This is a genomic window from Mesorhizobium sp. USDA 4132 (assembly GCF_056279545.1).
In genome coordinates this window covers 2,228,800-2,253,846 of sequence record NZ_JBWCCP010000001.1, presented here as the reverse complement: position 1 = coordinate 2,253,846, position 25,047 = coordinate 2,228,800, and the positions used below count along the sequence as shown (strand labels likewise).

Genomic DNA, 25,047 nt, shown 5'->3' with positions numbered 1-25,047 from the left:
AGTCCCTTGCGGTATTTCATTTTTATGTCTCCCCGTTGTGAGGAGAACACTGCCAGACAGGGTTTGATCGACCGCAAAATCTCGCAGTAAAATCAATATCTTATTTGAATTCAATTCGCCTAAAACACACATCAAATACATCTCGAACTTTCACAAAATTCGAGCCGAATTTGCCGATAATTTTCGTAAAATGCCGATTATCGAGCGCCTGGCTCCTCGGAGCTTTCCCGCTATCTATCCGTGAATAAAGGAGTTTTTGAAATCCGCGGAGCAGCCCACTGAGCGTCGGAAATCCCGCAATGACGACGATTGGCCGTTGCAAACAGGGAAGGTAAGGTACCGCATTGCGTTGCGTCATGACCAAATCAGGCTGATCGAGGCCGGTTTTCGGGCTCGAAAAAAGTGCCGAAAGGGCACATTTTTTTTGAAGAAAGTTCATTTCGGCACAGACAGGCGGCTTTTTCCTGGCCCGTCCCGCAATGAAACAGGACGCAAAGGATAGGGCACGCAACAAAAAAGCGCCCGGATGGGGCGCTTCTGAATTGCCGTCGTAAGAGCCCTTTTAAAGGAATTCGGTCAGCGTATCGCGTGATTGGACCGAATTAAACTCGATTGCCACGCCTTCCATGAAGTGGCGTACGACGCGGCCGCGCATGTTGCCGAGCCGGACAGGCGTGCCGAGCGCGGGGCGGATGTCGATATCGATCGCCGCGCCGGACAGCGAAAGGTCCACGATGCGACAGGCATAACGCCGGCCGTCGTCCAGCGTGATCTCGGAGCGGGTGTTGCGCGGCGCCAGGCGATCATGGCGACGATCTTCGGGCAGGCCGAGTTCGTGCTTGTTGGCGATCCATGTAAGCTGGGCGGCCAGTTTCTCGCGCTTGCGGTCCGTCGCGTTGATCGACATCACGAAACCAGTGCTCGACAGGCTGATGACCATGCCTTCGAGACGGCCGATATGATCGAGATAGGCGATGACGCGTTCGCCGACGAGCGGCCGGCCGACGCAGGCGAAGCTGACGTCGCCCGGCGACATGTCGACGACGTCGCAAGGAAATTCCTCATGCGTCGCCAGCATCAACCGTCCTGGAATACTGACGGACACGCGCTGAAAGGAACGCTGTGCGGGAACGCTGGATGTCGATGGAGTATGAGATGGCTGAAAAGAATACATTTGAGAGAGCTTTTCTCTTCTAAGTCTATCGTTAAGAGTATTAGCGCGCCGCGGTTAACAGAAGGTTTTGGCAGGGACCGTCAGCCGCGTGTGCTGCGATGGGATGTTTCCCTCAAGACGGGCTGCGGCCGGGTGTGTGGGAGAAACTGCGGCGATCGCCCGTGACCGGCACACCGAAATGTGAACCGCCGCCGGTCAGGAACGTCCAGTTCTCGAGCGTCAGAAAAATGGCCGGCGTTGCCGTTACGGGGTAAGGAGAAACCACCGGCAGAAGAGCACCAAAAATCCGATCGCTTGGCGCCGCCTCCACCGATCGGATTGGCAGAAGCAGCATTTCATAGGCGTGGCGGATGTGGCTATTCGAGGCACGGACATCCAGGAGTGCCGGCTGCTGGGAGTGAATGACGCCGTGGGCGATCTCCACCGGCTGCCGGTGATCGGTCTCCTGCCAGACGTCCGCGAACGGCTTGCCGCGAAACTCACGGTCGAACAGCTCACAGATGCGGGTTCCCGCCAGGCGGAACGCCAGCGTGCCGGCCGGGTCCATGGCGGCCATGAAAAGATGCGGGAGAAGATGACGCAGAGCGGTCGGGTCGATCTCGGTCTTGAGGGGAGCCATCCCGTCGCGTTTGAGATTGATCCAGTAGTCGAAGATTGCCCTGGTTGCCTGATTGCGCATCCATCTTACCTGTCATATTTCGATACAGGCCGCGCTTCATGTACGGCCGATCCTCCTCACGCAGCGAAAACCATGCCACGGCGAGGGCATCATGGTTAAGGATTTGCCACCGATCACGGCACCCGCGCGACCGTGATCCTGCCCGCGCTTTCCTTTGAACAGTCGCTCCTATATGGCTGTCGGACCCATCCGATAGGGGACGAGAAGACAGAAGGGACTGGCATGAACGACGGGCCGGATATGGCTGACGAACAGCGCGAAACGGATGACGGCGGCGAGCGCTCGCAGCCGATCTTCAATCTTCCGCGGAGCCTCGTCGTGACGCTGGCTTTGCTTGCAGTCATCTACATCGTGCAGGAATATCTGCTGGACGAGGACACGCGGGCCACCATGGTGGTGAACCTGGCGTTCACGCCGCTGCGCTACGTCTATCCGCTCAGTGAGCAGGGGTTTGCCTGGGCGTGGACGCCGGTCACATATTCGCTGCTGCACGGCAGCATCGAGCATATTCTTTTCAACGGATTGTGGCTGATGGCCTTCGGAGCGCCGGTGGTGCGGCGGATCGGCACTCTGCGCTACGTGATCTTCTGGATCCTCTCGGCGGTGGCTGCCGCCTTCTTCCATGCAACGCTCAACTGGGGGGACGAGACGCTGCTGATCGGTGCGTCAGGCGTCGTCTCGGCTTTGATGGGAGCGGCCTGCCGTTTCGCCTTTCCGGAACGCCGAGGTTATGATCGGACCCATGGCCATCTCTATCCGCGCCAGTCTATCCTCGGCTCGTTCCGCAACCGCACCGTCGTCATCTTCACCGCCATGTGGTTCGTCGGCAACCTGCTGATCGCCTTCGGGGTGACGTTGTTCGGTGCGGATATGGGACCGATCGCCTGGGATGCGCATATCGGCGGCTTCCTGTTCGGTTTCCTGCTGTTTGACCTTTTCGATCCCCTGCCGCCCAGCGTCATGCCCATCACGCAACCTTGATCTTTCTTGATCTCTTTCCGGCATCGCTCTACACTTCTGCGCACGTGCAGGGACGGTTCCTCCACCCGGGCGCTTTGCTTCTCGGGAATGGGCGACGTCCAGGCCGAGCCGGTTGGGAGGAGAGAGCCATGGCAATAATCGTCAAGAACATGTTGGATGCAAAGGGGCGTGACGTGGTCACCGTTGCCCCCGACAAGACGCTGCTCGAAGTCGCCGGGATTCTCAACGACAAGAAGATCGGTGCCGTCGTGGTAACCGGCATGGAAGGCCGCATCGCCGGCATCTTCACGGAACGCGACCTGGTGCGCGCCATCGCCGGCAAAGGCGCCAGTGTGCTCGACCAACCGGTAAAGTCGGCAATGACCACTGCGGTGCAACGCTGCAAGGATGACACGACCGTCGATGAACTGATGGGGATGATGAGCAGCGGCCGTTTCCGCCACGTGCCCGTCGAGCAGGACGGAAAGCTCGCCGGCATCATTTCGATCGGCGACGTGGTCAAGTCACGCATTCGCGAAATCGAACTCGAGGCCGAACAGATCAAGGCCTATATTGCCGGCTGATCGCTTTCGGCTAAGCCTCGCCCAAGGGCGGGGCTGTACCACCTCGTGACGAGGCATCCCCCGCTTAGCGGGCGAAAACTTCCTGCATGCGCTTCAGCGCAGAGATCTGCGCCATGGTCTCCGTATAACCGCGGTCGATCGCTTCGCCGGCGCGGTGGAATTCGGACAGGCCGATATCGGCAAGACGCGGATGCAGCGCCAGATCCGGAGGATCGCCCGCCAGGCGTGCGCGGGAAATGCGTTCCTGGATGATGTTGAAGGCCTGCACCATGGTGCCGGTCAGACCGACACGGATGTCCTCGGGTTTCTTGCGCCCGTCATCGATCGGCTGGACGCTGGCATTGTGCTTGACGACCGCCGAGCGGCCGAAAATCTCGTAGTTCAGGTTGACGGCGACCACGAGCGGCTGTTCGTAGGCGCGGCAGACGGAGGTCGGCACCGGATTGACCAAAGCGCCGTCGACGAGCGTCCGGTTGTTGCATTTCACCGGTTCGAAAATGCCAGGCAGTGCGTAGGAGGCGCGAAGCCCGGTGATCAGCGAGCCACTGGAGATCCACACTTCGTGGCCGGTATGGAGTTCGGTCGCAACCGATACAAACGGGCGGTCGAGATCCTCGATCGACAGGCCTTCAAGATGTTCCTGCATCCGCTTTGTCAGCCGCATGCCGCCGAGGAGGCCGCCGCCGCCGATCGTCAGATCCAGCAGGCCGGCAATGCGGCGCATGGTCAGCGAGCGGGCGAAGGTTTCGAGTTCATCGAGCTTGCCGGCGAGGTAACATCCGCCGACCAGAGCGCCAATCGAGGTGCCAGCGATCATGCCGACTTCGATGCCGGCCTCGTCGAGAGCCCTGAGTACGCCGATATGAGCCCATCCGCGCGCGGCACCGCCGCCGAGAGCGAGGGCAAGCTTTGCTTTTTTGGGGGCTTCAACGATGGGAGGAGGGGTGGGTTCGAGGATTTTCGTTTCGTCGCCTTCGGCAGATGCCGCAAGCGGATCGTGACGGTTCCAACTCCAGTTCAGCATCGACAAAAATCCTCCACAGCTGAACAAACCCCGGTCTGACGATTAACGCATCGACAGGTTTCGAAATCGTTTATTCAGTCGAGACACGCCAAAAAACGAGGCAAATGCCTAAATGGTTCCTTGATCGGAATAGACGACGTTTGGATCAAAATGACGCTGATTGTCGGTGATTTCAAGAACCGCCCTACCATCACTTTGGGTAACAACCCGATAGAAACAGGAGCGACGGCCGGTATGGCATGTAGCGTCGTGTCCGGCGACCGAGACCTTGAGCCAGACGGCGTCCTGATCACAATCGGTGCGCAGTTCATGGACGGTCTGCAGGTTGCCGGAGGATTCGCCCTTCTTCCAGATTTTGGCACGCGAGCGGCTGTAGTAATGGGCAATGCCGGTCTCGACCGTCAGCGCCAGCGCCTCGGCGTCCATATGCGCGACCATCAGCAGCTCACCGTCACGGACATCGGTGACGACGGCGGTGACGAGGCCGTTCTGATCGAAGCGAGGCGTGAAGGCGCCGGCGCCTTCGAGTTCCGTCTTGTCGGCGGAAGGCTGGTCGAAAGAAAGCGTCATCAGGAGACTCCGCCCGGAAAACCGCCGGTCAGCGGTTGCGGGCCAGCGTGAAGAAACGGGCCTGTTCGGCGGCGTTCGCCTTGAACTCGCCGGTAAACGTCGTCGTCATCGTGTGCGAGCCCTGCTTCTGCACGCCGCGCATTTCCATGCACAGGTGCTCGGCCTCGATCATCACGGCGACGCCGCGCGGCTTTAAAGTTTCCTCGATCGCATTGGCGATCTGCGCCGTCATGTTTTCCTGCGTCTGCAGACGGCGACCGAAGATCTCGACGACGCGGGCGATCTTCGAAAGACCGAGGACCCGGCCGTTCGGCAGATAGGCGACATGCGCCTTGCCGATAATCGGCAGCATATGGTGTTCGCAATGGGAGAAGAACGGGATGTCGCGCACCAGCACGATATCGTCATAACCCGAGACTTCCTCGAAAGTACGTCCAAGCACGTCTTCCGGTGACTGTTCGTAACCGGAAAACAGCTCGCTATAGGAGGCGGCGACGCGCTTCGGGGTGTCGAGCAGGCCTTCGCGGGCCGGATCGTCACCTGCCCAGCGCAAGAGAACGCGCACGGCTTCCTCAGCCTCCTGCTGCGAGGGGCGGACCTGCTTCTCTTTCGAAGCCGGGAAATTCTTCACAATGGCATCCATTTATCGTCTCCTGATGCGGTTCAAGGCCGCATCCGACTCGCGTTACTCACGGACTGATCAGCTGCTAGGCATCGGCGGCTGATTTTTGGGCAATCCGGGGTTATCTGACCTTCGGCGAACATTTTTACAAGATATCCTATTCCGTTTTCGGTAGGATTTCGTGAAAACATCCTTTCTTGATGATCTTGCCCGGACATCACATATAATGGCAGGAACCCTTTTATGGTAGTCCGCCTGACGTGACACAGTGTTCAACGAGCGACGGCCGGACTCAAAGCGAGCCTTGATGGACGACATCTATAACAGCAAGATTCTCGAATTCGCCGGCAATATCACCCATGCCGGCACTCTGCCCGATGCGGATGCGAGTTCCGAAAAACATTCCAAGCTGTGCGGCTCGAAGGTGCGGGTGCACCTGAAGATGGACGGCGACCGGGTCACCGATTTCGCCCACGAGGTCCGCGCCTGCGCACTCGGCCAAGCCTCGTCCTCTATCATGGCTCGGCACGTGATTGGGGCGACAACCGCCGAGATCCGCAAGGCGCGCCAGGACATGCTCGCCATGCTGAAAGAAGACGGCGAGGGGCCGGACGGCCGGTTCGAGGAAATGCGCTACCTGAAGCCTGTCAAGGACTACAGGGCTCGCCATCCTTCCACCATGCTGACCTTCGAGGCGGTCGTCGATGCGATCGACCAGATCGAGGCGAAGCAGCTGGCAACGGCCGGATGACGATGGCGTCCCAGGATACCCCCCTCTGCCCTACCGGGCATCTCCCCCTCAAGGGGGGAGATCGGATGGGGGACCGTCTTCGCTTATTCTCGGATGTTTCGCGCTCGGCGACGTGTGCCGTTTCCAATGAGGTGCAAACAGCGCCACGAGTCGATCTCCCCCCTCGAGGGGGAGAGGGCCGGCAGGCCAGAGGGGGGCTGGATCGGCACGCCCTAAGTGACGTCCTGCCATCAACCGCGGTTCACCCCTGATGTGCGGCGCCCCAGACTGTCAGCACTCCGAACCCCAGGCGAAGGCAGGCCGCTCCCGCAACTGGTCCGGATCGTTCCGGAAAACACCCGGCCGGCTGTTCGGCATGGGTCTGATCCGCTTCTACCAGCTGACACTGTCCGGCTTCATCGGCAATTCCTGCCGGCATATTCCGAGCTGCTCGGAATATGGGTACGAGGCGGTGGCGCGGCATGGGCTGTGGCCCGGAGGATGGATGACGCTGTTTCGGGTGGCGCGCTGCGGGCCGGGGGGTACAAGCGGGCTCGATCCTGTGCCGGAAGCGCTCGAAATGCGGCAACACTGGTGGATGCCGTGGCGATACTGGCGTCGCCATGCCGAACCGGCGTCGCCTCAATGAGGAGCCGATGATCACATATGTCGCGCTGCTTCACAGCATCGTTCTCGGCAGCGGCAAGCGGGTCATCATGGCCGACCTTCGCGCCATGGCGGAGGATCTCGGCTACCGGAATTGCCGGACCCTGGTTTCGACCGGCAATCTCGTCTTCGAGACCGGCAGGTCATCGACCGGCAATGTCGAGCAGAGACTGGAGGCCGCCTTCGAGAAGCGGTTCGGCAAACATGTCGATATCATCGCAAGGACCGGTGCCGATTGGCTGAAGCTCGCGGCCGGCAATCCCTTTCCGTCGGGAGAAGGTTCCGAGGTCGGCGTGCGGGTGATGCGAAAGCCGCTCGACGAAAGTGTCCTGGACCTGCTCGAGCGCCACCGCGGCGAGGAGAAGATTTCCATCGTCGACGGCAATCTCTGGGTCGATTTCGGCGGCAAGGCCAGCGAGACGCGGCTGCTTTCGGCGATGACTGCCAAGAAGCTCGGCATCGGCACGATCCGCAATGCCAACACGGTCGCCGGGCTTGCCGAAATGATCGGCTGAGCGGCCGCTCGCCTTTACTAAAACGCCAAAAGCATTTATCAGCCACGCCGGCTGCGCCCCAAGGGCGAACCGCCATTTATTCCAACACCACCCGCATTCGTTGGCGGGACTGGACAGGAGAAAGACATGTCCCAATCCGTTTCCCTTACATTTCCCGATGGCTCCGTCCGCGTTTTCGACGCCGGCACGACCGGCCGTGACGTTGCCGAGAGCATTTCCAAGTCGCTCGTCAAGAAGGCTGTCGCCGTCACCATCAATGGCACCGTGCAGGACCTTGCCGAGCCGGTGACCGACGGAAAGATCGAGATCGTCACCCGCACCGACGCCCGAGCGCTGGAACTCATCCGCCACGACGCCGCCCACGTGATGGCGGAGGCCGTGCAGGAGCTTTGGCCCGGCACGCAAGTCACCATCGGTCCGGTGATCGAAAACGGATTCTATTACGATTTCGCCCGCAACGCACCTTTCACGCCCGACGATCTGCCGAAGATCGAGGCGAAGATGAAGGAAATCATCGGCCGCAACAAACCGTTCACCAAGCAGGTCTGGTCTCGCGAGAAGGCCCGCGAAGTCTTCGCAGCCAAGGGCGAAGGCTACAAGGTCGAGCTGATCGATGCGATCCCGGAAGACCAGGATCTCAAGATCTATTATCAAGGCGACTGGTTCGACCTCTGCCGAGGTCCGCATATGGCCTCGACCGGCCAGATCGGCACGGCCTTCAAGCTGATGAAGGTTGCCGGTGCCTATTGGCGCGGCGATTCGAACAACGCCATGCTGACCCGCATCTACGGCACCGCCTGGGCGACGCAGGAAGAACTCGACCAGTACCTGCACGTGCTGGCCGAAGCCGAAAAGCGCGACCACCGCAAGCTCGGCCGGGAAATGGACCTCTTCCATTTCCAGGAAGAAGGTCCGGGCGTGGTGTTCTGGCACGGCAAGGGCTGGCGCATGTTCCAGACGCTGACCGCCTATATGCGTCGCCGGCTTGCCGGCACCTATGAGGAAGTCAACGCGCCGCAGGTTCTCGATGCCTCGCTCTGGGAGACGTCGGGCCACTGGGGCTGGTACCAGGAGAACATGTTCGCGGTGAAGTCTGCCTATGCCTTCACGCATCCGGAAGACAAGGAAGCGGACAACCGCATTTTCGCGCTGAAACCGATGAACTGCCCGGGACACGTGCAGATCTTCAAGCATGGTCTGAAGTCTTACCGCGAACTGCCTATCCGGCTTGCAGAATTCGGCCTTGTGCATCGCTATGAAGCTTCCGGCGCGCTGCACGGGCTGATGCGCGTACGCGGCTTCACCCAGGACGATGCGCATGTCTTCTGCACAGACGAGCAGATGGCCGCCGAATGCCTGCGGATCAACGACCTGATCCTGTCGGTCTACGAGGATTTCGGCTTCAAGGAAGTCGTGGTCAAGCTATCGACCCGGCCGGACAAGCGTGTCGGCACCGACGCGCTTTGGGATCGTGCCGAATCCGTCATGCTCGATGTCCTGAAGACGATCGAGGCGCAGTCGGAAGGCCGCATCAAGACCGGTATCCTGCCGGGCGAGGGCGCGTTCTACGGTCCGAAGTTCGAGTATACCTTGAAGGACGCGATCGGCCGCGAATGGCAGTGCGGCACGACGCAGGTGGACTTCAACCTGCCGGAACGGTTCGGCGCCTTCTATATCGACCAGAACTCGGAAAAGACCCAGCCGGTGATGATCCATCGCGCCATCTGCGGTTCGATGGAACGCTTCCTCGGCATCCTGATCGAGAACTTTGCCGGCCACATGCCGCTCTGGTTCGCGCCGATGCAGGTGGTGGTGGCGACGATCACCTCGGACGCGGACGATTACGGCCGTGAAGTCGCAGAAGCTCTGCGCGAGGCGGGAATGGTCGTCGAGACCGATTTCCGCAACGAGAAGATCAACTACAAGATCCGCGAGCACTCGGTCACCAAGGTGCCGGTGATCATCGTCTGCGGCAAAAAGGAAGCCGAGGAGCGTTCGGTGAACATCCGCCGCCTCGGCTCGCAGGCGCAGACCTCGATGACGCTCGACGAAGCGATCTCTTCGCTGACCCTCGAAGCGACGCCACCTGATGTGTTGCGCCGTCTTGAAGCGAAGAACAAGAAGAAGGCCGCGGCCTAACCGATAATGACAGCGCTTGCCGAACGGCGGGTGCTGTCAGAACTCGACTATATCGAGACGGGACTTCTGGAAGACTATCTGTCCGGCTGACGAAGGTCCGGCAAAACCTGCCTGGACCTGTCAATTCCGGTCGCCGGTGACCCCGCCGGCCACCTGAGGCGTATCGCGCATCAGCACTTCGACCTCGGTGTTTCGTCCGGCTTTGACGGTGAACGAGCGCTGATAGATCTTGGTCTTGTTGCGGGCGACGGCGAGATATTCGCCTTCCGACAAGACCATCATGGAAAAAGCGCTGACGCTTTCGTTGACGACGTCGCCGGCGGCGGTCAGTACCGACCAGGCCGTATCGGCGATCGCTTCACCGCCTTTTTGAGAAACGAGCTTCAGGGTGATCTGCGCGGCGCGGTGCTGCAGTACCGCCTGGGTGAGCTTGCCGGCTTCCACCTGGATGTCGGCCCGAACCACTGCATTGACGTCCCCATATTCCGAGACGACGTGATAGGTGCCGGCATTCAGACGCACGACCGTATTCGGCTTGACGTCCGACATCACCAGCGCCCGGTCGCCATTGTCGCGCACTTCGGCAGAGTAGACCGAAAAGCTCAGTTCCTTGGGCGGGATGCGCTGGTCGGTACCGGCAACCGCATTGAGGACGAAACCGCCGGCGTCGAGCACCAGAGTCTGTTTCGGCACATTGCCGTTTTCGGGGACTTTCAGTTTCTTGGTGACCCCGGCGCGGCCGAAGGCGCAATTGACGAAATAATCGCCGGGGGCGAGCTGGAATGACGCGGAGCCGCCTTCGGAACTGGCCACCAGCGGCAATTTGCCGTCGTCACCGGCGATCGGGCTGAAAACGCGCCAGGTAAGACCTTCCTGCATCGGCTGGCCGTCGGACGTCAGCTTGGCGTCGAACTGCACGTCTTTTGAGAGAATACCGGGCGGGCCGCCCGGCAGAGCCGAGAAAGCGTTGAGCTTCGGCATCTTGCCGGTGCTGTCCGGCGTGCGGAAATTCTTGAAGGCGTCTTCCTGAGCGAATGCGCCGAATGCCGGGCCGAGAGCCATCGCTCCGGCGAGGAACCAGCGTGCCGCAAGGGAAGTGCCTGCCATCTGTTGTCTACCGGTTGACTCTTGTTTTCCGAGACGGCACTTGAGACCAATGACAAGGCAATTTCAAGACCTTCCCACCGCGCCAGCTCCAAATGAAAGCTTTGACCATGCAAAATGACGTTAAACTCATCGATTTTCTGCGCGACAGGCATTCCACGCCAGTAGCACAGTTCAAGGAGCCGGGCCCGTCGCGGGAGGAATTGGAGGCGATTCTGACCTTGGCGACCCGCGTTCCGGATCATGGCAAGCTCGCGCCCTGGCGCGTCATCGTCTATCGCGGCGACGTGCGCAGCAGGCTCGGCGAACAGTTCCTCGCCCTGTCGCTCAAGAAGATGCCCGAGATGACCGATGCCGCCAGAGAGGCGGAACTGGCGCGCTTCACCCGCGCGCCGCTAGTCGTCGCCGTCGTCAGCACCGCGGCACCGCATCCAAAGATCCCCGAATGGGAACAGGTGCTTTCCGCCGGCGCCGTCTGCTTCAACATGCTGATGGCCGCAAACGCGCAGGGCTACGTCGCCAACTGGCGTACGGAATGGGTCGCCTATGACGACGAGGCGCTGGCGCTCCTCGGTTTGAAGCCGGGCGAAAAAATTGCCGGCTTCATCCATATCGGCTCGAGCGATTTTGCGACGCCGGACCGCCCGCGGCCGGAACTGTCGCAGATCGTCACCTACGCCGGCGAATAGGGTTTTCGATGTTCTACACGACCGATACCAACCAGCATGGACTGAAGCACGATCCCTTCAAGGCGATCGTCGCGCCCCGCCCGATCGGCTGGATCGGCACGAAGGGCAGGGACGGGTCGATGAACCTGTCGCCCTACTCCTTCTTCAACGCCATTTCCGACAGCCCCAAACTGGTGATGTTTTCCTCCAGTGGCCGCAAGCACAGCCTGAAGAACGCCGAGGAAACCGGCGTCTTCACCGCGAGCCTCGCAAGCCGTCACCTGGCCGAAAAGATGAACGCCTCGTCGGAAGCCGTGCCCTATGGCGTCAGCGAATTCGAGGTGGCGGGGCTGACCGCCAAGATGGCGGAACTCGTCGATGCGCCTTACGTGGCGGAAGCCTATACGGTGCTGGAATGCCGCGTCACGCAGGTGATCCAGCCGGTGGGGTTGGACGGCCAGGGCGCCGAGGCCTACATGGTTTTCGGCCAGGTGGTCGGCATCCATATCAGCGAGGAGATCCTGCGGGGCGGGCGGATCGACATGAGGCTTGCCCGGCCGATAGCGCGGATGGGCTATCGCGATTACGCCGACGGCGGCGCGGACGTGTTCGAAATGACCCGGCCGGCCGGCGCCGAGCCTAGACGCTGAAAACCCGATTGACGATCGCAACTTGATCAGGGCTGCGGCAGAGCTTGGCGGAGAAGCCGTTCGCTCTTGCTCTTTCGCATTCAGACAGAAAAGCCGCCGCGTCCCCAGCCGGCGAGACGGCATCGACGGCCGTTATGCCGGCGGCGGCGGCGGCAAGCGCGATGGTCGCGGCCGCGATACGCGCGGTATCGGAGAAGGGCTTATAACCACCTTCCCAGCCAAGGGCCACCAAGCGGCGACTGCAGTGCTCGAAGCTGGGGGCGGCAAGGATGCCGGCGGCATCGGCAAGCGCAACGATCTGCGTCCTGCCCGGTGCCAATCCTGCGCGGATTTCCGCCACCCGCAGAGCCATATCTAGCCTCTGGACCTCGGCCCCGCTGCGGGCGCCGGATAGGATTACCGAGGCGGCGCCGTACTGGCTGGCGAGCGCGACGGCGGCCTCCGTTCTTCCGGAAGAGAAAGCCGGCAGAAGGAACGCAAGCTGTCCGGCCGGCGCCAGGTCGGCCCACTGGCGCCCCGAACTCGTAGCTGCATTCCACGACTCAGGTGGACCGGTCAGGTCGACAACGATCGCATCCGCGCCTGCCGAACGGACCGTTGCGGCCTCCACAGAGGGGTCGACGACAAGCCAGGACCGTATTTTCAAGGACTTCGCCATGGTTAAGGAACGTGGTGAACCAATCTTAAACTTTTTGCCACTAGCGTGACTTATCAAGCCAGCCGGATCCGAACTGGCATGTGTAGTCGAGGCCGAGTGTGATCGTACAGGCATTTCTTCGTTGGGCTGAAACAGCAAGAACGGGCGAGAGGGCAAAGGCGGCCAATGCTCTCGGCCGGGCCTATCTCCACTCGCCAATGGGCAGCGATCAGCGTCGCGCCGCAGCCCTTGCGATGACCTATCTGCTCGACGATCCGTCGCCGCATGTGCGCCTGGCGCTTGCGGAGGCTCTGGCGGGCTCCCCCGATGCACCGCGTGCCGTCATCGTCTGCCTTGCGGAAGACCAGCCGGAGATCGCCTGCACGGTCATCGCCTGTTCGCCCGTCCTTACCGAAAACGACCTCGTTGATCTTGCCGGGCGCAGCGACAGCCTGACCCGTGCGATGATCGCCGCAAGGCCGAACCTTTCGCGCGGGATCGCCGCCGCGATCGCCGAGATCGGCGACGAATGCGAAGTCACCCTTCTGCTGGAAAACGAGACCGCTTCGATCACCCGGATTTCGCTCAGGCGGATCGCGGAACGGTTCGGGCAGTGCTGCCAGATCCGCAACCTGCTGCTGGAACGCGATGCGCTGCCGGCGGATGCCCGCCACATGCTCGTCAACCACATTACCGCGGCACTTGCCGGCTCCGGACTGGTGCGAACCATCATGGCGCCGGCCCGGATCGAGCACATGACCCGAGAAGCGGGCGAGGCTGCGGCCGTCGCCATTGCCGGCACCGTGCTGCAGGAAGAAATCCCCGGCCTGGTCGAACATTTGCGCACGGCCGGACGGCTGACGCCTGCCTTCCTGATCCACGCGCTCTGCAGCGGCAAGGTCGATTTCTTCGCCGGCGCAATGGTCTCGCTCTCCGGGCTCGACGACCGCCGCGTGAGAGCGATTCTCGCGACCGGCCGCATGCATGCGGTGCGGGCGCTTTTCGAAGCTTCGGGCCTTGGGCGGGATATCGCAGCCGTCTTCGTCGAAGCGGTCTTCCTCTGGCGAAAGGCGGCGGCAACCGGCGCGCTCGACAATATCGCCGGCATGTTGCTCGAAAAGTTCCAGCGGCCGAACATGCAGCTTTCGCCGGTCAGCGAACTTCTCGACATGATCGAGAAGCTGCATAGGCTGGAGGTCCGGCTCAGTGCGCGGTCTTATGCCAACGGCGTGTCGCTGGCGGCGTAACCGCCTGCTTACCGGAATTTCTTGGCAACCCAGGAATAGCCATTCTCGACCAGCCGTACCGGACTGGTCATCAGCGTTTTCACGCCTTCAGTGGTCGGCAATACGGTCTTGACCCGCTGGATGGCGCGACCCGCAAGCGTTTCCTTCTCCTGTTGCGTCACCGGCTCCGGAGCTGGCGTCGCGGCTGGCTCTGCCGATGGTGCGGGCATCGCCGTCTCCGGTCGCGACTGCGGCACCGGCGCCTTGGCGATCTCCGTCGCTTCCGGTTTCTGGCAGACGGCGATGAGCATCGGGTAGGCCTGGTTGGCATAACCGGAGAGCTGTTGTTCCGATACCGAATTGCACATCTCGATGCTCGGCCAGCGGTTTTCTGCGGTCGCGATATAATGGCAGTCCGTCCCGGCGTCGTTGCAGCCGAGAATGGTCATGACAATCAGTGCGGAATTCATGGCGTTCCCCGAAATATGGTGAGCGACTTAAAGCGAGCAATCTTGGCCCGACCAAGGCAGCTTCAACGGATCCGCCATATCGGGCCGTTCGGAGATTACCGGACCGATTCGCTCAGCATCTTCATGGAGAAGAGACTTTCCTAACGACGGGAAGATCTGGGGGAAGCTCCGGAGATGTCGCCGGCCCCTTGGGCATCTCGACGGTTTCAGCCTCGGTCACTTCGGCCATCTTCACTTCGCGGATCCATTCGCGCCAGATCGACACGAGCAGCGCCATCAGGACCGGGCCGATGAACAGGCCGAGGAAGCCCATGGTGCTGACGCCGCCGACGAGACCGAAGAATGTCGGCAGGAAGGGAAGCTTGATCGGGCCGCCGACCAGGCGAGGCCGCAGCGTTTTGTCGACGATGAAGAGTTCGACCGTGCCCCAGAGGAAAAGACCGCCGCCGGCGAAGTAGGCGCCATTGGCGACAAGATAGAACGATATCAGCGAGAACGACAGCGGCGCGCCGCCCGGGATAAGCGCCATCAGGCCGGTCAAAACGCCGAGCGTGACGGGCGAGGGGACGCCCGCGATCCAGTAGGCGATGCCGAGCACGATGCCTTCGCCGATCGCAATCAGCGTCTGGCCGGTCACGGTGGAGCTGATCGTCCTTGGAACGACGCGCGAGATACGCTCCCAGCGGGTCGGCAGGATGCGCTCGCCGAGAAGATCGATCTGCTCGCTGAAGGAACCGCCGTCGCGATAGACGAAGAACAGCGCGATCAGCATGAAAAGCAGTGTCAGGACCAGATGGAAAGCGCCGTCGCCGGCGGCTACAATGGCCCGGTAGATATTACCGATATTGGCGCCCGAGACGATCTGGATCAGTTCGCCGACCGCACCGGGCGAGCCGACATGCTGGACCCATTGGATGCCGAGCCATTCGCCGACCCAGGGAAGGCCGGTGATCCAGGCAGGGGGTGGCGCGCCGAAACGGTTCACTTCGGCGGCCCAGATGATCCACTGGCGCACTTCGCCGATCGTGTAGGAGATGGCGATGCCGATCGGCACGATGAGGAAGGCCAGGATGAAGATAATGGCGAGCGAGGCGGCGATCGTCGTGTTGCCACCTGTACGGCGCAAGAGCTCGCGGTAGAGCGGCCAGCTTGCAAAGCCGATTACCAGGGCGGCCAGAACGGGGACCAGGAAGCCGTGGAAGAAATAGATGCCTGCGGCGGCGACGAGCACGAGAAGCCAGCGAGCAGCCGAGATCGGCGGGATCAGCGCGACCCTGCTCGGTGCAACTGGCCCAAGCCAACGTGGCTCTTTCGGGCCTTTGCGATCGTTATTTCCGCTCACCGCATTTCCTTTTTTTCATTTTCACCATCATATGGCTTATGAGGCTGCCTGGTACAAGACTAATGCGTCATCCATTAAAAGGAAGCTTACTCCTTGCCCTAGACGGCAGATGCGATAGAAATATGAAATCACTTCCGACAAAGCCGGAAGTACGGAACAAACCTTCTTGATGAAGTTTTCCCAGCCTCGATGGAATGCCCAAGCGTCTGCTGTCCCATCTATTGGCCGGACTGCCTTCAGGGACTTGTAATATGCCTTACAGGGATACGGTCGATCTTACCAATTGCGACCGAGAGCCGATCCATATCCCCGGCAGCATTCAACCTCATGGATGCCTTATCGCCTGCGATGCCGCCGGATCCGTCGTCATGCAGCATTCAGCCAACGTGGCGGACATGCTTGCGATCACGGGAGAGATTAACGGCCAACGGCTGGAGGATATCGTCGGCGGGGAGGCGGCCCACACATTGCGCAATGCGCTCGCCACGTCCGACAATCCGGCGCGGCCGGCGCTTCGGCACGGCCTCAAGTTTGCCTCGGGTGCCGCTTTCGACGTTTCGATCCATCGTTTCGAGTCCAAGGTGATCTTGGAGTTCGAACCGGCCTCGACCGATTCCGACCAGCCGCTCGAAGTGGCGCGCATGCTGATCAGCCGCATCCGCAACGTCGCCAGCCTCGACCGGCTGATCGAAAGCTCGGTGCGGCTGATCTATGCCATGCTCGGCTACGACCGGGTGATGATCTATCGTTTCGAAGAGGATGGTGCCGGAAAGGTCGTCAGCGAATACAAGAGACGCGACCTCGAAAGCTTCAAGGGCCAGTATTTCCCGGCGGGCGACATTCCGAAACAGGCCCGGGCGCTTTACGTGAAGAACACTATCCGGGTGATCTCCGACGCCGGCAATCCGCGCATCCCGATCGTGCCGGAAACCGACGAGGCAGGCGAGGCGCTCGATCTGTCCTTCGCACATTTGCGCAGCGTTTCGCCGATCCATTGCGAGTATCTGCGCAACATGGGGGTCGCCGCGTCGATGTCGATCTCCGTCGTGGTGGATAACGAGCTGTGGGGCCTGATCGCCTGCCACCACTATTCTCCAAAAGTACTCTCGATGCCGCAGCGTGTGGCGGCGGAGACTTTTGGAGAATTTTTCTCGCTGCATCTGAGTGCGTTGAAGCAGCGACAGCTCATGGAGACTGCCGGCCAGGCTCGGCGGTCGCTCGACCGCTTCCTGCAGGCTGCCTCCCATCATGCGGATATTACCGCGCTGCTGCGCAATTCGCTCGCAGAGTTCGGCCAGATGCTAGCCTGTGATGGCATAGGCCTGTGGCTTGGCGGCGTGTTGACCGAGGAAGGCGCCGTACCGCCGCAGGACCTGATCGCAGAGCTCGCCGAGTTTGTCGGCGGCGTCGCAGGCGGCAAGATCTGGTCCAGCTTCCAGCTCTCCACGGATCTTCCGGGGATACGCATCTCTCCCGACACGGTCTGCGGCGTGCTGGCCATCCCGCTTTCCCAGCGACCCCGCGACTACCTGTTCTTCTTCCGCCGCGAAATGGTGCAGACGGTCAATTGGGCCGGCAATCCTGAGAAATCCTATGAAACGGGGCCCCTCGGAGACCGCCTGACGCCCCGCAAGAGTTTCGCGATCTGGAGGGAGATGGTGCATCGGCAAGCCCAGCCCTGGAGCGATAGTGACCGTGAGATCGCCGATGCGATCCGAGCGGTGCTGGTTGAGGTGGTCCTCCACCACAACGAACTGCTGGCCGACGAGCGCGGCAAGGCGGACGTGCGTCAGCGGATGCTGAACGAGGAGCTCAACCACCGGGTCAAGAACATTCTTTCGGTGATCAAGGCGCTGGTCGGGCATTCGGTCGATGCCGAAGTCAGCCTCAAGGATTATATCGGCTCGCTCAAGGGACGCATCCAGGCGCTCGCCTTTGCCCACGACCAGGTGGTGCGCGGCGGCGACGGCGGCGGGCTGTCCGATCTTCTCGAAGCTGAGCTGAAGCCTTATAGCGAGGGAACGCGCAGCGTCACACTCAAGGGGCCGCGCGTCTGGCTCGACAGCCGTGCGTTTTCGGTCATGGCGCTGGTATTGCACGAGATGTCGACCAATGCGGCCAAATACGGCTCGCTCTCCGTCAACGGCGGGCGGTTGGATATCGAGTGGCGGCGGCTTGCCAACAACGATTGCGAGCTTGTGTGGACCGAAAATGGCGGACCATCCGTGAGTCCGCCGTCCCGGGCCGGGTTCGGCAGCGTCCTGATCACGCGCAGCGTGCCCTATGAGCTTGAGGGTGAAGCGAAGATCGAATATCCGCCAGAAGGGGTGAGGGCGCGCTTCGTGGTGCCGTCGAAACATATCCACGGCGAAGAGGAGTTGGCGGACGTGGAAGCCGGGGAGAGCGGCAGCGTCGTCAGCCACGACACCGTTGTCCCGCGGCTCCAAGACCTCGAATTCCTGCTGGTGGAAGACCAGATGCTGATTGCGGCGGACGTGGAAGCAATGCTCGCCGACCATGGCATCGACAAAGTGACGACGACGCCCTCGGCTGCCGATGCCTTCCGCAAGCTTGAGGACATCCGGTTTGATGTGGCGATCCTCGACGTCAATCTCGGCTCCGGCACATCTCTGCCGATTGCCGAGGAACTGATCCGCCGGAATATTCCGTTCATTTTCGCAACCGGCTATAGCGACAAGGCAATCATCCCGGCAAGCTTCTCGGCACCGGTGGTGCGCAAACCCTATGAGGCGGCCGCGCTGATCAGCGCCGTTACCAAAGTGCTTGGCGAACGGAGCTGACCGCCGTGGCGAAGCCAGATCTGTCCAAGCCGGAAATCCGGCTTAGATGTCGAGGTTTTCCGCAAACGCGGCGCGCTCCTGGATGAAGCGGAAGCGGGCATCCGCCTTGGTGCCCATCAGGTTGTCGACGGCCTCGCGGGTGCCTTCGAAATCCACGTCGTCGATGGCGATGCGCAGCAGCGTACGATGGGCAGGATCCATCGTGGTTTCCTTCAGCTGCGCCGCCATCATCTCACCAAGGCCTTTGAAGCGGCCGATCTCGACCTTCTTGCCCTTGAACACCGTTTCCATCAGCTCCGCCCGGTGGGCATCGTCACGGGCATAGACAGTCTTGCCGCCCTGGCGCAGGACGTAAAGCGGCGGCACCGCCAGATAGAGATGGTTGCCGCGGATCAGCTCCGGCATTTCCTGGTAGAAGAAGGTGATCAGCAGCGAAGCGATATGGGCGCCGTCGACATCGGCATCGGTCATGATGATGATGCGTTCGTAGCGGAGGTCTTCCTCGCGGTATTTGGTGCGGGTGCCGCAGCCGAGCGCCTGGATGAGATCGGCGATCTGCTGGTTGGCGGACAGCTTTTCACGGCTGGCGCTGCCGACGTTGAGGATCTTTCCACGCAAAGGCAGGATGGCCTGATTGGCGCGGTTGCGGCCCTGCTTGGCCGATCCTCCTGCCGAATCACCTTCGACGATGAAGAGTTCGGCACCTTCAGCGGTGTTCTGCGAGCAGTCGGCGAGCTTGCCGGGCAGGCGCAGCTTGCGCACTGCAGTCTTGCGGTTGACTTCCTTTTCCTTGCGGCGGCGCAGGCGCTCTTCGGCGCGCTCGATCACCCATTCGAGCAGTTTTGCGGCCTCGGCCGGATTGCCGGCGAGATAGTGGTCAAAAGGATCGCGCAGGATGTTTTCGACGATGCGCTGGGCTTCGACGGTTGCGAGCTTGTCCTTGGTCTGGCCGACGAATTCCGGCTCGCGGATGAAGACCGAAAGCATGCCGACCGCGGAGATCATCACGTCGTCGGTGGTGATTTCCTTTGCGCGCTTGTTCTGGGTCAGATCCGCATAGTTCTTGAGGCCCTTGGTCAGCGCGATGCGCAGACCCGCCTCATGCGTGCCGCCTTCGGGGGTCGGGATGGTGTTGCAATAGGAATGCAGCTCGGGATCGCCGCCATACCAGGTGATCGCCCATTCCATGGCGCCGTGGCCGCCGGTCTTTTCGGTGCGGCCGGCGAAGATTTCGCGGGTGACGGTGAAATCTTTGCCGAGCGTAGCGGAAAGATAGTCCTTCAGGCCGCCAGGGAAGTGGAAGACCGCCTTTTCGGGAATGTCGCCGCCGGCAGGCACCATTCCTGGATCGCAGCTCCAGCGGATTTCGACGCCGCCGAACAGATAGGCTTTTGAGCGCGCCATGCGGAAGATGCGACCGGCATCGAATTTCGCATGATCACCGAAAATCTGCGGATCGGGATGGAAGCGTACCCGGGTGCCGCGGCGGTTATGGACGTCGCCGAGTTCTTCCAGGCCGCCCTGCGGCATGCCGCGCGAAAAGCGCTGGCGATAGAGTTTGCGATTGCGGGCGACCTCCACCTCGAGAAGGTCGGACAGCGCGTTGACAACGGAAACGCCGACGCCGTGTAGACCGCCTGATGTCTCATAGGCCTTGCCGTCGAACTTACCGCCCGCATGCAGCTTGGTCATGATCACTTCGAGCGTAGACTTGCCCGGAACCTGGGGGTGATTCTCGACCGGGATGCCGCGGCCGTTGTCGGTGACCGTCAGGAAACCCTCGGCGTCGAGATGCACGTCGATGAAGTCCGCATGGCCTGCAACCGCTTCGTCCATCGAATTGTCGATGACTTCGGCGAAGAGGTGGTGCATCGCCTTTTCGTCGGTGCCGCCGATATACATGCCGGGACGCATGCGCACCGGTTCCAGGCCTTCGAGCACGCGGATCGAGGAGGCGCCGTAGTCGTCGCCGGACAGGGTGGTCGGCGCCGGGCGCGGTGTCGAGGGCTCGGCCTTGACGGCGGGCGTGGGTTCGGCGGCAACTGCCTTGGCTGTCACCGGCAAATCGGCAAAAAGGTCATTATTGTCATCCATTGGCTGCGTCGGTACTACCTGTCGGGGTGCGGAAGAGGAAGCCATACCCATCTCGTGCTGTTTCGAATCACTCGCGATTCTGCCAGAAACCCGGCTTTTTCGCGATGCCGCATGGAAACGGTCGTTTTTCACCAATGCTGCGCCGATCGGGCCATGGCAAGCTTGCGAGGCTGAAGGAACCGGATGAAACAAAGCATGTCCACAGTTCATTTCGTTTTCGGCACGTTTCTTGCTGTGCTGGCAACTCTTGCCGCCGCGCCGGCGGGGGCGCAGGAGGGGCCGATAAAGCCTTTCAAGGATGAACTCTTTTCCCAGATGAAGGTGTTGCAATCCTCAGACGGCGGAGCCAATGAGGTGATCGACTACCAGGAAATGCGCGATATCAACGGCCGCGATCGCGAGCCGGAACGGCGCGTCAAGGACGAGTATGTTTCGCTGGGTGTCAGGCGCTATCAGCAGAATGAGACGCTGGCCCTCGCCGGGCGCCGGCTCGATGTCACCAGGGTGGGACAGGCGGACGGAGCCGCCTTCACCGTGATCTTCATCCACGGCCGCGGCGGCGACCGCCGACTCGGTGTCAACGACTATACGTTCGGCGGCAATTTCAACCGCCTGAAGAACCTCGCCACCGGCAATGGCGGCACCTATTATTCGCCGAGCGTCACCTCGTTCGACGACAATGGCGTCACCGATATCGCGGCGCTGATCCGCTACGCGTTCGACCAGTCGGCCGGGCGGCCGGTGATCCTCGCCTGCGCGTCGATGGGCGGGTTCATCTGCCAGGGCATCAGCCGCGACAAACAGGCGGTGCGGTATCTGAAGGGCGTGGCACTGCTCGGCGGCCCGCCGGACCCGGAATTGCCGAAATCGCTTCTGGCCAAGCGCAAGCTGCCCATTTATTTCGCGCATGGCGGCAGCGACAGCGTCTACAGGTCCGAGGATCAGGAAGCGGTCTATCGCAAGCTGAAGGCAGCACGTTACCCGACCCGGTTCACGCTGTTTGCGACCGGCAGCCACGGCACGCCGATCCGGATGGTCGATTGGCGAAAGGTCCTGAATTTTCTGCTGACCAGCCACTGAGCGCCGGTCGTTAACCAAAGACTTGAACCAAAATCTGTCTTTTGCATACCAATTCATGCAGGATAGGCTAAAAACACGTTTCTGATACATGGAGGCTTCGGTTTTGCTCGTCGGGACCGAACGGAGAGGAAATATTTGCCGATGACGCCTGATGTACGCCCGCTCGTTGCCGGAAATTGGAAGATGAACGGCACCCGCGAGTTCCTGACTGAAATCAAGACGATTGCCGACGGCGTGATCGGACCGTTGTCGGAAAAGGTCGATACGCTGATCTGCCCACCGGCAACGCTCCTTTATGTCGCAACCGCCCTGGCGACCGACAGCCCGCTCGAGATCGGCGGCCAGGATTGCCACCAGAACCTGTGCGGCGCTCATACCGGCGATATTTCCGCGGAGATGATCGCCGACTGCTTCGGCACCTATGTGATTGTCGGACATTCCGAACGCCGCGCCGACCACGCGGAAACCGATCATCTGGTCCGGGCCAAGGCGGAGGCGGCCTATGCCGCCGACCTGACGGCGATCATCTGCATTGGCGAAACCGGCGACGAACGCGACGCATACCAGACCCTCGACATCCTGAAACGCCAGATTTTCGGCTCGTTGCCCCTGTCGGCAAACGCCGTCAACACTGTTGTCGCCTATGAACCGATCTGGGCGATCGGCACCGGACTGACGCCGACCGTCAAGGATATCGAAATCGCCCATGCCTTCATGCGGGCAGAACTCGTCCAGCGGTTCGGCGAAGAAGGCAGGCTGATGCGCATTCTCTATGGCGGTTCGGTCAAGCCGGGCAATGCCCGGGAGTTGATGGGCGTCGAGAATGTCGACGGCGCACTGATCGGCGGCGCGAGCTTGAAAGCGGAAGATTTTCTCGCCATCTATCGGGTCTATGAGGGACTGACGGCCTAAAGCTTTTGATAAGGGCTTGGAATGCGCGCAGGCCTCATGTAAAGAGCCGTCAATCTTCTTCTATTGCCTCGTCGAGGGGCAGGGATCTTTAATTCATGCAGACCGTTCTGATTGTCATTCATCTCATGATCGTGCTGGCGCTCGTCGGCGTCGTGCTGATCCAGCGCTCCGAAGGCGGCGGGCTTGGCATCGGCGGCGGCTCCGGCTTCATGTCGGCGCGCGGCACCGCCAATGCGCTGACCCGCACGACCGCCATCCTCGCGACGCTGTTCTTCATCACCTCGCTGGCGCTCGGCATCCTGGCGCGCTACGAATCCCGCCCGAGCGACATCCTGAACCGCATCCCGCAGAGCCAGCAGGGCACGGGCGGCGGCATTCTCGACCAGCTCGGTCCGGCGCCTGCGCCCGCTCCGGCAGGCAACGGCGTTCCGTCCGGTTCCGGCGCATCCGCTCCGGCAGCTCCGGCGACTGGTGCTGCCCCTGCAACGCCGGCTCCTGCGGCCCCCGCGACCGGTTCGGCCCCTGCCGCCCCGGCTGCGCCGACGGGCGTTCCAACCGGCCAGTAAGGGCGCGGTCCAAGTTTCAAGCTCCGGCAGGCCAAAAGCCTGCCGGTTTTATTTTGTGAAGATTCCACAGCCGTTTTTATAAAGCAGACGATTTGGGCTGGCGGAATCACCAATGAAAAGGTATCCGGTGAATCCCATGGCGCGATATGTATTCATAACTGGCGGCGTGGTTTCTTCCCTCGGAAAAGGAATTGCGGCCGCGGCACTCGGAGCTTTGTTACAAGCACGAGGTTACCGGGTTCGGCTGAGGAAGCTCGATCCTTATCTCAACGTCGACCCGGGCACGATGAGCCCGACGCAGCACGGCGAGGTTTTTGTCACCGACGACGGGGCGGAAACCGACCTTGATCTCGGTCACTACGAGCGCTTCACGGGGCGTTCGGCGACCAAGACCGACAACATCACCACGGGCCGCATCTACAAGAACATCATCGACAAGGAACGCCGCGGTGACTATCTCGGCGCGACCGTCCAGGTGATCCCGCACGTTACCAACGAGATCAAGGATTTCGTCACCGAAGGCAATGACGACTACGATTTCGTCATCTGCGAGATCGGCGGCACGGTCGGCGACATCGAGGCGATGCCGTTCATGGAAGCGATCCGCCAGCTCGGTAACGACCTGCCGCGCGGCACCGCGATCTACCTCCACCTGACCCTGATGCCGTTCATTCCGGCGGCCGGCGAATTGAAGACCAAGCCCACCCAGCATTCCGTCAAGGAGCTGCAGGCGATGGGGATTGCCCCCGACATCCTGCTGGTGCGCGCCGACCGGGAAATCCCGGAACCCGAACGCCGAAAGCTGTCGCTGTTCTGTAATGTCCGCCCGTCCGCCGTCATCCAGGCGCTCGACGTCGCCAATATCTACGACGTGCCGATGGCCTACCACAAGGAAGGCCTCGACAATGAGGTTCTCGCCGCCTTCGGCATCGAACCGGCCCCCAAGCCGCGCCTCGACGCCTGGGAGGAGGTCTGCAACCGCATCCGCACCCCGGAAGGCGAAGTGACGATCGCGATCGTCGGCAAATATACGGGCCTCAAGGATGCTTACAAGTCGCTGATCGAGGCGCTGCATCACGGCGGCATCGCCAACCACGTCAAAGTCAATCTCGAGTGGATCGAGTCGGAGATCTTCGAGAAGGAAGATCCGGCACCCTGGCTCGAAAAGGTTCACGGTATCTTGGTACCCGGCGGATTCGGCGAGCGGGGCTCGCAGGGCAAGATCCATGCGGCTCGTTTCGCGCGCGAACGTAAGGTACCGTATTTCGGCATCTGCTTCGGCATGCAGATGGCCGTCATCGAGGCCGCCCGCAATCTCGCCGGCATCGAGAAGGCATCGTCGACGGAATTCGGTCCTTCCAAGGAGCCGGTGGTCGGCCTGATGACCGAATGGGTGAAAGGCAACGAACTCGAAATCCGTTCAGTGGCCGGTGACCTCGGCGGCACGATGCGCCTCGGCGCCTACAAGGCGGCGCTCAAGAAGGACACCAAGATCGCGGAAATCTACGGCTCGACCGATATTTCCGAGCGTCATCGCCACCGTTACGAGGTGAATGTCGACTACAAGGACCGGCTGGAAAACTGCGGCCTGGTGTTCTCGGGCATGTCGCCGGACGGCGTGTTGCCGGAGACGATCGAATATCCGGACCATCCGTGGTTCATCGGCGTGCAGTATCACCCGGAACTGAAGAGCCGGCCGCTCGATCCGCATCCGCTGTTTGCGAGCTTCATCGAAGCGGCCCTGGAACAGAGCCGCCTCGTCTGAGCAAATCCAAGAAGGCAGGGTCTCGCATTCTGCCTTTTTGCCGTCAGGCGGAGACCTTCTGTTTTCGCA

At 61.3% G+C, this 25,047-nt stretch carries 24 protein-coding genes; 14 read left to right on the top strand and 10 right to left on the bottom strand.

All coding sequences use genetic code 11. The features are described 5' to 3' along the window. Positions 1-562: 562 nt before the first annotated feature. Both ACZ9IU_RS11615 and ACZ9IU_RS11610 read right to left on the bottom strand, forming a co-directional pair. Positions 563-1,174 (bottom strand): PilZ domain-containing protein, encoded by a 612-nt coding sequence (locus ACZ9IU_RS11615; RefSeq protein WP_038543091.1) that lies wholly within the window; start codon positions 1,172-1,174, stop codon positions 563-565. Positions 1,175-1,286: 112 nt separating this feature from the next. Then, positions 1,287-1,853, bottom strand: coding sequence for a PAS domain-containing protein (locus ACZ9IU_RS11610; RefSeq protein WP_051899716.1), 567 nt, complete (start codon positions 1,851-1,853; stop codon positions 1,287-1,289). A gap of 222 nt (positions 1,854-2,075) precedes the next feature. Between ACZ9IU_RS11610 and ACZ9IU_RS11605 the strand changes: the two genes are divergently transcribed. After that, complete coding sequence (locus ACZ9IU_RS11605; RefSeq protein WP_038543090.1) at positions 2,076-2,834, top strand: rhomboid family intramembrane serine protease; 759 nt, start codon at positions 2,076-2,078, stop codon at positions 2,832-2,834. Positions 2,835-2,962: 128 nt separating this feature from the next. Then, positions 2,963-3,397 (top strand): CBS domain-containing protein, encoded by a 435-nt coding sequence (locus ACZ9IU_RS11600; RefSeq protein ID WP_038543088.1) that lies wholly within the window; start codon positions 2,963-2,965, stop codon positions 3,395-3,397. A 64-nt stretch (positions 3,398-3,461) separates the two neighbouring features. Here the strand turns inward: ACZ9IU_RS11600 and ACZ9IU_RS11595 are convergent, their stop codons facing one another. The 3 genes from ACZ9IU_RS11595 to folE form a co-directional block, all read right to left on the bottom strand. Then, a complete protein-coding gene (locus ACZ9IU_RS11595) occupies positions 3,462-4,421 on the bottom strand; it encodes a patatin-like phospholipase family protein (RefSeq protein ID WP_038543085.1) in 960 nt (319 codons plus the stop codon). Positions 4,422-4,529: 108 nt separating this feature from the next. Then, a complete protein-coding gene (gene hisI, locus ACZ9IU_RS11590) occupies positions 4,530-4,991 on the bottom strand; it encodes a phosphoribosyl-AMP cyclohydrolase (protein WP_038543083.1) in 462 nt (153 codons plus the stop codon). A 28-nt stretch (positions 4,992-5,019) separates the two neighbouring features. Beyond that, positions 5,020-5,634 carry a GTP cyclohydrolase I FolE gene (folE, locus tag ACZ9IU_RS11585; RefSeq protein WP_038543080.1) on the bottom strand — a complete coding sequence of 205 codons (615 nt, stop codon included), beginning with the start codon at positions 5,632-5,634 and terminating at the stop codon, positions 5,020-5,022. A 286-nt stretch (positions 5,635-5,920) separates the two neighbouring features. On the opposite strand from folE, the gene ACZ9IU_RS11580 reads away from it, so the two are divergent. From ACZ9IU_RS11580 to thrS, 4 genes are all read left to right on the top strand, one after another. Beyond that, positions 5,921-6,364, top strand: coding sequence for an iron-sulfur cluster assembly scaffold protein (locus ACZ9IU_RS11580; RefSeq protein WP_038543078.1), 444 nt, complete (start codon positions 5,921-5,923; stop codon positions 6,362-6,364). 250 nt (positions 6,365-6,614) lie between these two features. Further along, the gene (gene yidD, locus ACZ9IU_RS11575; RefSeq protein ID WP_038543076.1) at positions 6,615-6,992 is read left to right on the top strand and encodes a membrane protein insertion efficiency factor YidD; all 378 of its coding nucleotides are present in this window, start codon (positions 6,615-6,617) and stop codon (positions 6,990-6,992) included. Positions 6,993-6,999: 7 nt separating this feature from the next. After that, on the top strand, positions 7,000-7,524 hold the full coding sequence (locus ACZ9IU_RS11570; protein WP_038543074.1) for a DUF1697 domain-containing protein: 525 nt from the start codon (positions 7,000-7,002) through the stop codon (positions 7,522-7,524). 126 nt (positions 7,525-7,650) lie between these two features. Next, a complete protein-coding gene (thrS, locus tag ACZ9IU_RS11565) occupies positions 7,651-9,663 on the top strand; it encodes a threonine--tRNA ligase (protein ID WP_038543072.1) in 2,013 nt (670 codons plus the stop codon). Between the two features lie 120 nt (positions 9,664-9,783). On the opposite strand, the gene ACZ9IU_RS11560 is transcribed toward thrS, so the two are convergent. Continuing rightward, positions 9,784-10,770 (bottom strand): RgsD C-terminal domain-containing protein, encoded by a 987-nt coding sequence (locus ACZ9IU_RS11560; protein ID WP_038543070.1) that lies wholly within the window; start codon positions 10,768-10,770, stop codon positions 9,784-9,786. Positions 10,771-10,877: 107 nt separating this feature from the next. On the opposite strand from ACZ9IU_RS11560, the gene ACZ9IU_RS11555 reads away from it, so the two are divergent. Together ACZ9IU_RS11555 and ACZ9IU_RS11550 are read left to right on the top strand one after the other, a co-directional pair. Further along, positions 10,878-11,456: a nitroreductase family protein gene (locus ACZ9IU_RS11555; protein ID WP_038549212.1), complete on the top strand. Its 579-nt coding sequence runs from the start codon at positions 10,878-10,880 to the stop codon at positions 11,454-11,456. 8 nt (positions 11,457-11,464) lie between these two features. Next, positions 11,465-12,085, top strand: coding sequence for a flavin reductase family protein (locus ACZ9IU_RS11550; RefSeq protein ID WP_038543068.1), 621 nt, complete (start codon positions 11,465-11,467; stop codon positions 12,083-12,085). Here the strand turns inward: ACZ9IU_RS11550 and ACZ9IU_RS11545 are convergent. Then, positions 12,075-12,731 (bottom strand): aldolase/citrate lyase/malate synthase family protein, encoded by a 657-nt coding sequence (locus ACZ9IU_RS11545; protein ID WP_157885128.1) that lies wholly within the window; start codon positions 12,729-12,731, stop codon positions 12,075-12,077. The two genes, ACZ9IU_RS11550 and ACZ9IU_RS11545, sit on opposite strands and share 11 nt — an antisense overlap. 110 nt (positions 12,732-12,841) lie before the next feature. Between ACZ9IU_RS11545 and ACZ9IU_RS11540 the strand changes: the two genes are divergently transcribed. Further along, entirely contained in the window at positions 12,842-13,969 is a 1,128-nt protein-coding gene (locus tag ACZ9IU_RS11540) for a DUF2336 domain-containing protein (protein ID WP_038543064.1), read from the top strand. Positions 13,970-13,977: 8 nt separating this feature from the next. Here ACZ9IU_RS11540 and ACZ9IU_RS11535 read toward each other — a convergent pair whose 3' ends face one another. Beyond that, the gene (locus ACZ9IU_RS11535; RefSeq protein ID WP_038543061.1) at positions 13,978-14,418 is read right to left on the bottom strand and encodes a hypothetical protein; all 441 of its coding nucleotides are present in this window, start codon (positions 14,416-14,418) and stop codon (positions 13,978-13,980) included. A gap of 121 nt (positions 14,419-14,539) precedes the next feature. After that, entirely contained in the window at positions 14,540-15,760 is a 1,221-nt protein-coding gene (locus tag ACZ9IU_RS11530) for an AI-2E family transporter (RefSeq protein ID WP_038543058.1), read from the bottom strand. Between the two features lie 251 nt (positions 15,761-16,011). Here ACZ9IU_RS11530 and ACZ9IU_RS11525 point away from each other — a divergent pair, with 251 nt between their 5' ends. Beyond that, positions 16,012-18,561: an HWE histidine kinase domain-containing protein gene (locus ACZ9IU_RS11525; protein WP_038543056.1), complete on the top strand. Its 2,550-nt coding sequence runs from the start codon at positions 16,012-16,014 to the stop codon at positions 18,559-18,561. A gap of 42 nt (positions 18,562-18,603) precedes the next feature. Here ACZ9IU_RS11525 and parE read toward each other — a convergent pair whose 3' ends face one another. Next, entirely contained in the window at positions 18,604-20,655 is a 2,052-nt protein-coding gene (gene parE, locus ACZ9IU_RS11520; RefSeq protein ID WP_038543054.1) for a DNA topoisomerase IV subunit B, read from the bottom strand. A gap of 195 nt (positions 20,656-20,850) precedes the next feature. Between parE and ACZ9IU_RS11515 the strand changes: the two genes are divergently transcribed. The 4 genes from ACZ9IU_RS11515 to pyrG all read left to right on the top strand — a co-directional run bounded on the left by ACZ9IU_RS11515 (position 20,851) and on the right by pyrG (position 24,978). Next, positions 20,851-21,735: an alpha/beta hydrolase gene (locus ACZ9IU_RS11515; RefSeq protein WP_038549210.1), complete on the top strand. Its 885-nt coding sequence runs from the start codon at positions 20,851-20,853 to the stop codon at positions 21,733-21,735. Between the two features lie 141 nt (positions 21,736-21,876). Then, on the top strand, positions 21,877-22,647 hold the full coding sequence (gene tpiA / locus ACZ9IU_RS11510) for a triose-phosphate isomerase (protein WP_038543052.1): 771 nt from the start codon (positions 21,877-21,879) through the stop codon (positions 22,645-22,647). A gap of 95 nt (positions 22,648-22,742) precedes the next feature. Beyond that, positions 22,743-23,213: a preprotein translocase subunit SecG gene (gene secG / locus ACZ9IU_RS11505; RefSeq protein WP_038543050.1), complete on the top strand. Its 471-nt coding sequence runs from the start codon at positions 22,743-22,745 to the stop codon at positions 23,211-23,213. A 136-nt stretch (positions 23,214-23,349) separates the two neighbouring features. Further along, on the top strand, positions 23,350-24,978 hold the full coding sequence (gene pyrG, locus ACZ9IU_RS11500; protein ID WP_038549208.1) for a CTP synthase: 1,629 nt from the start codon (positions 23,350-23,352) through the stop codon (positions 24,976-24,978). Positions 24,979-25,047 lie beyond the last annotated feature (69 nt).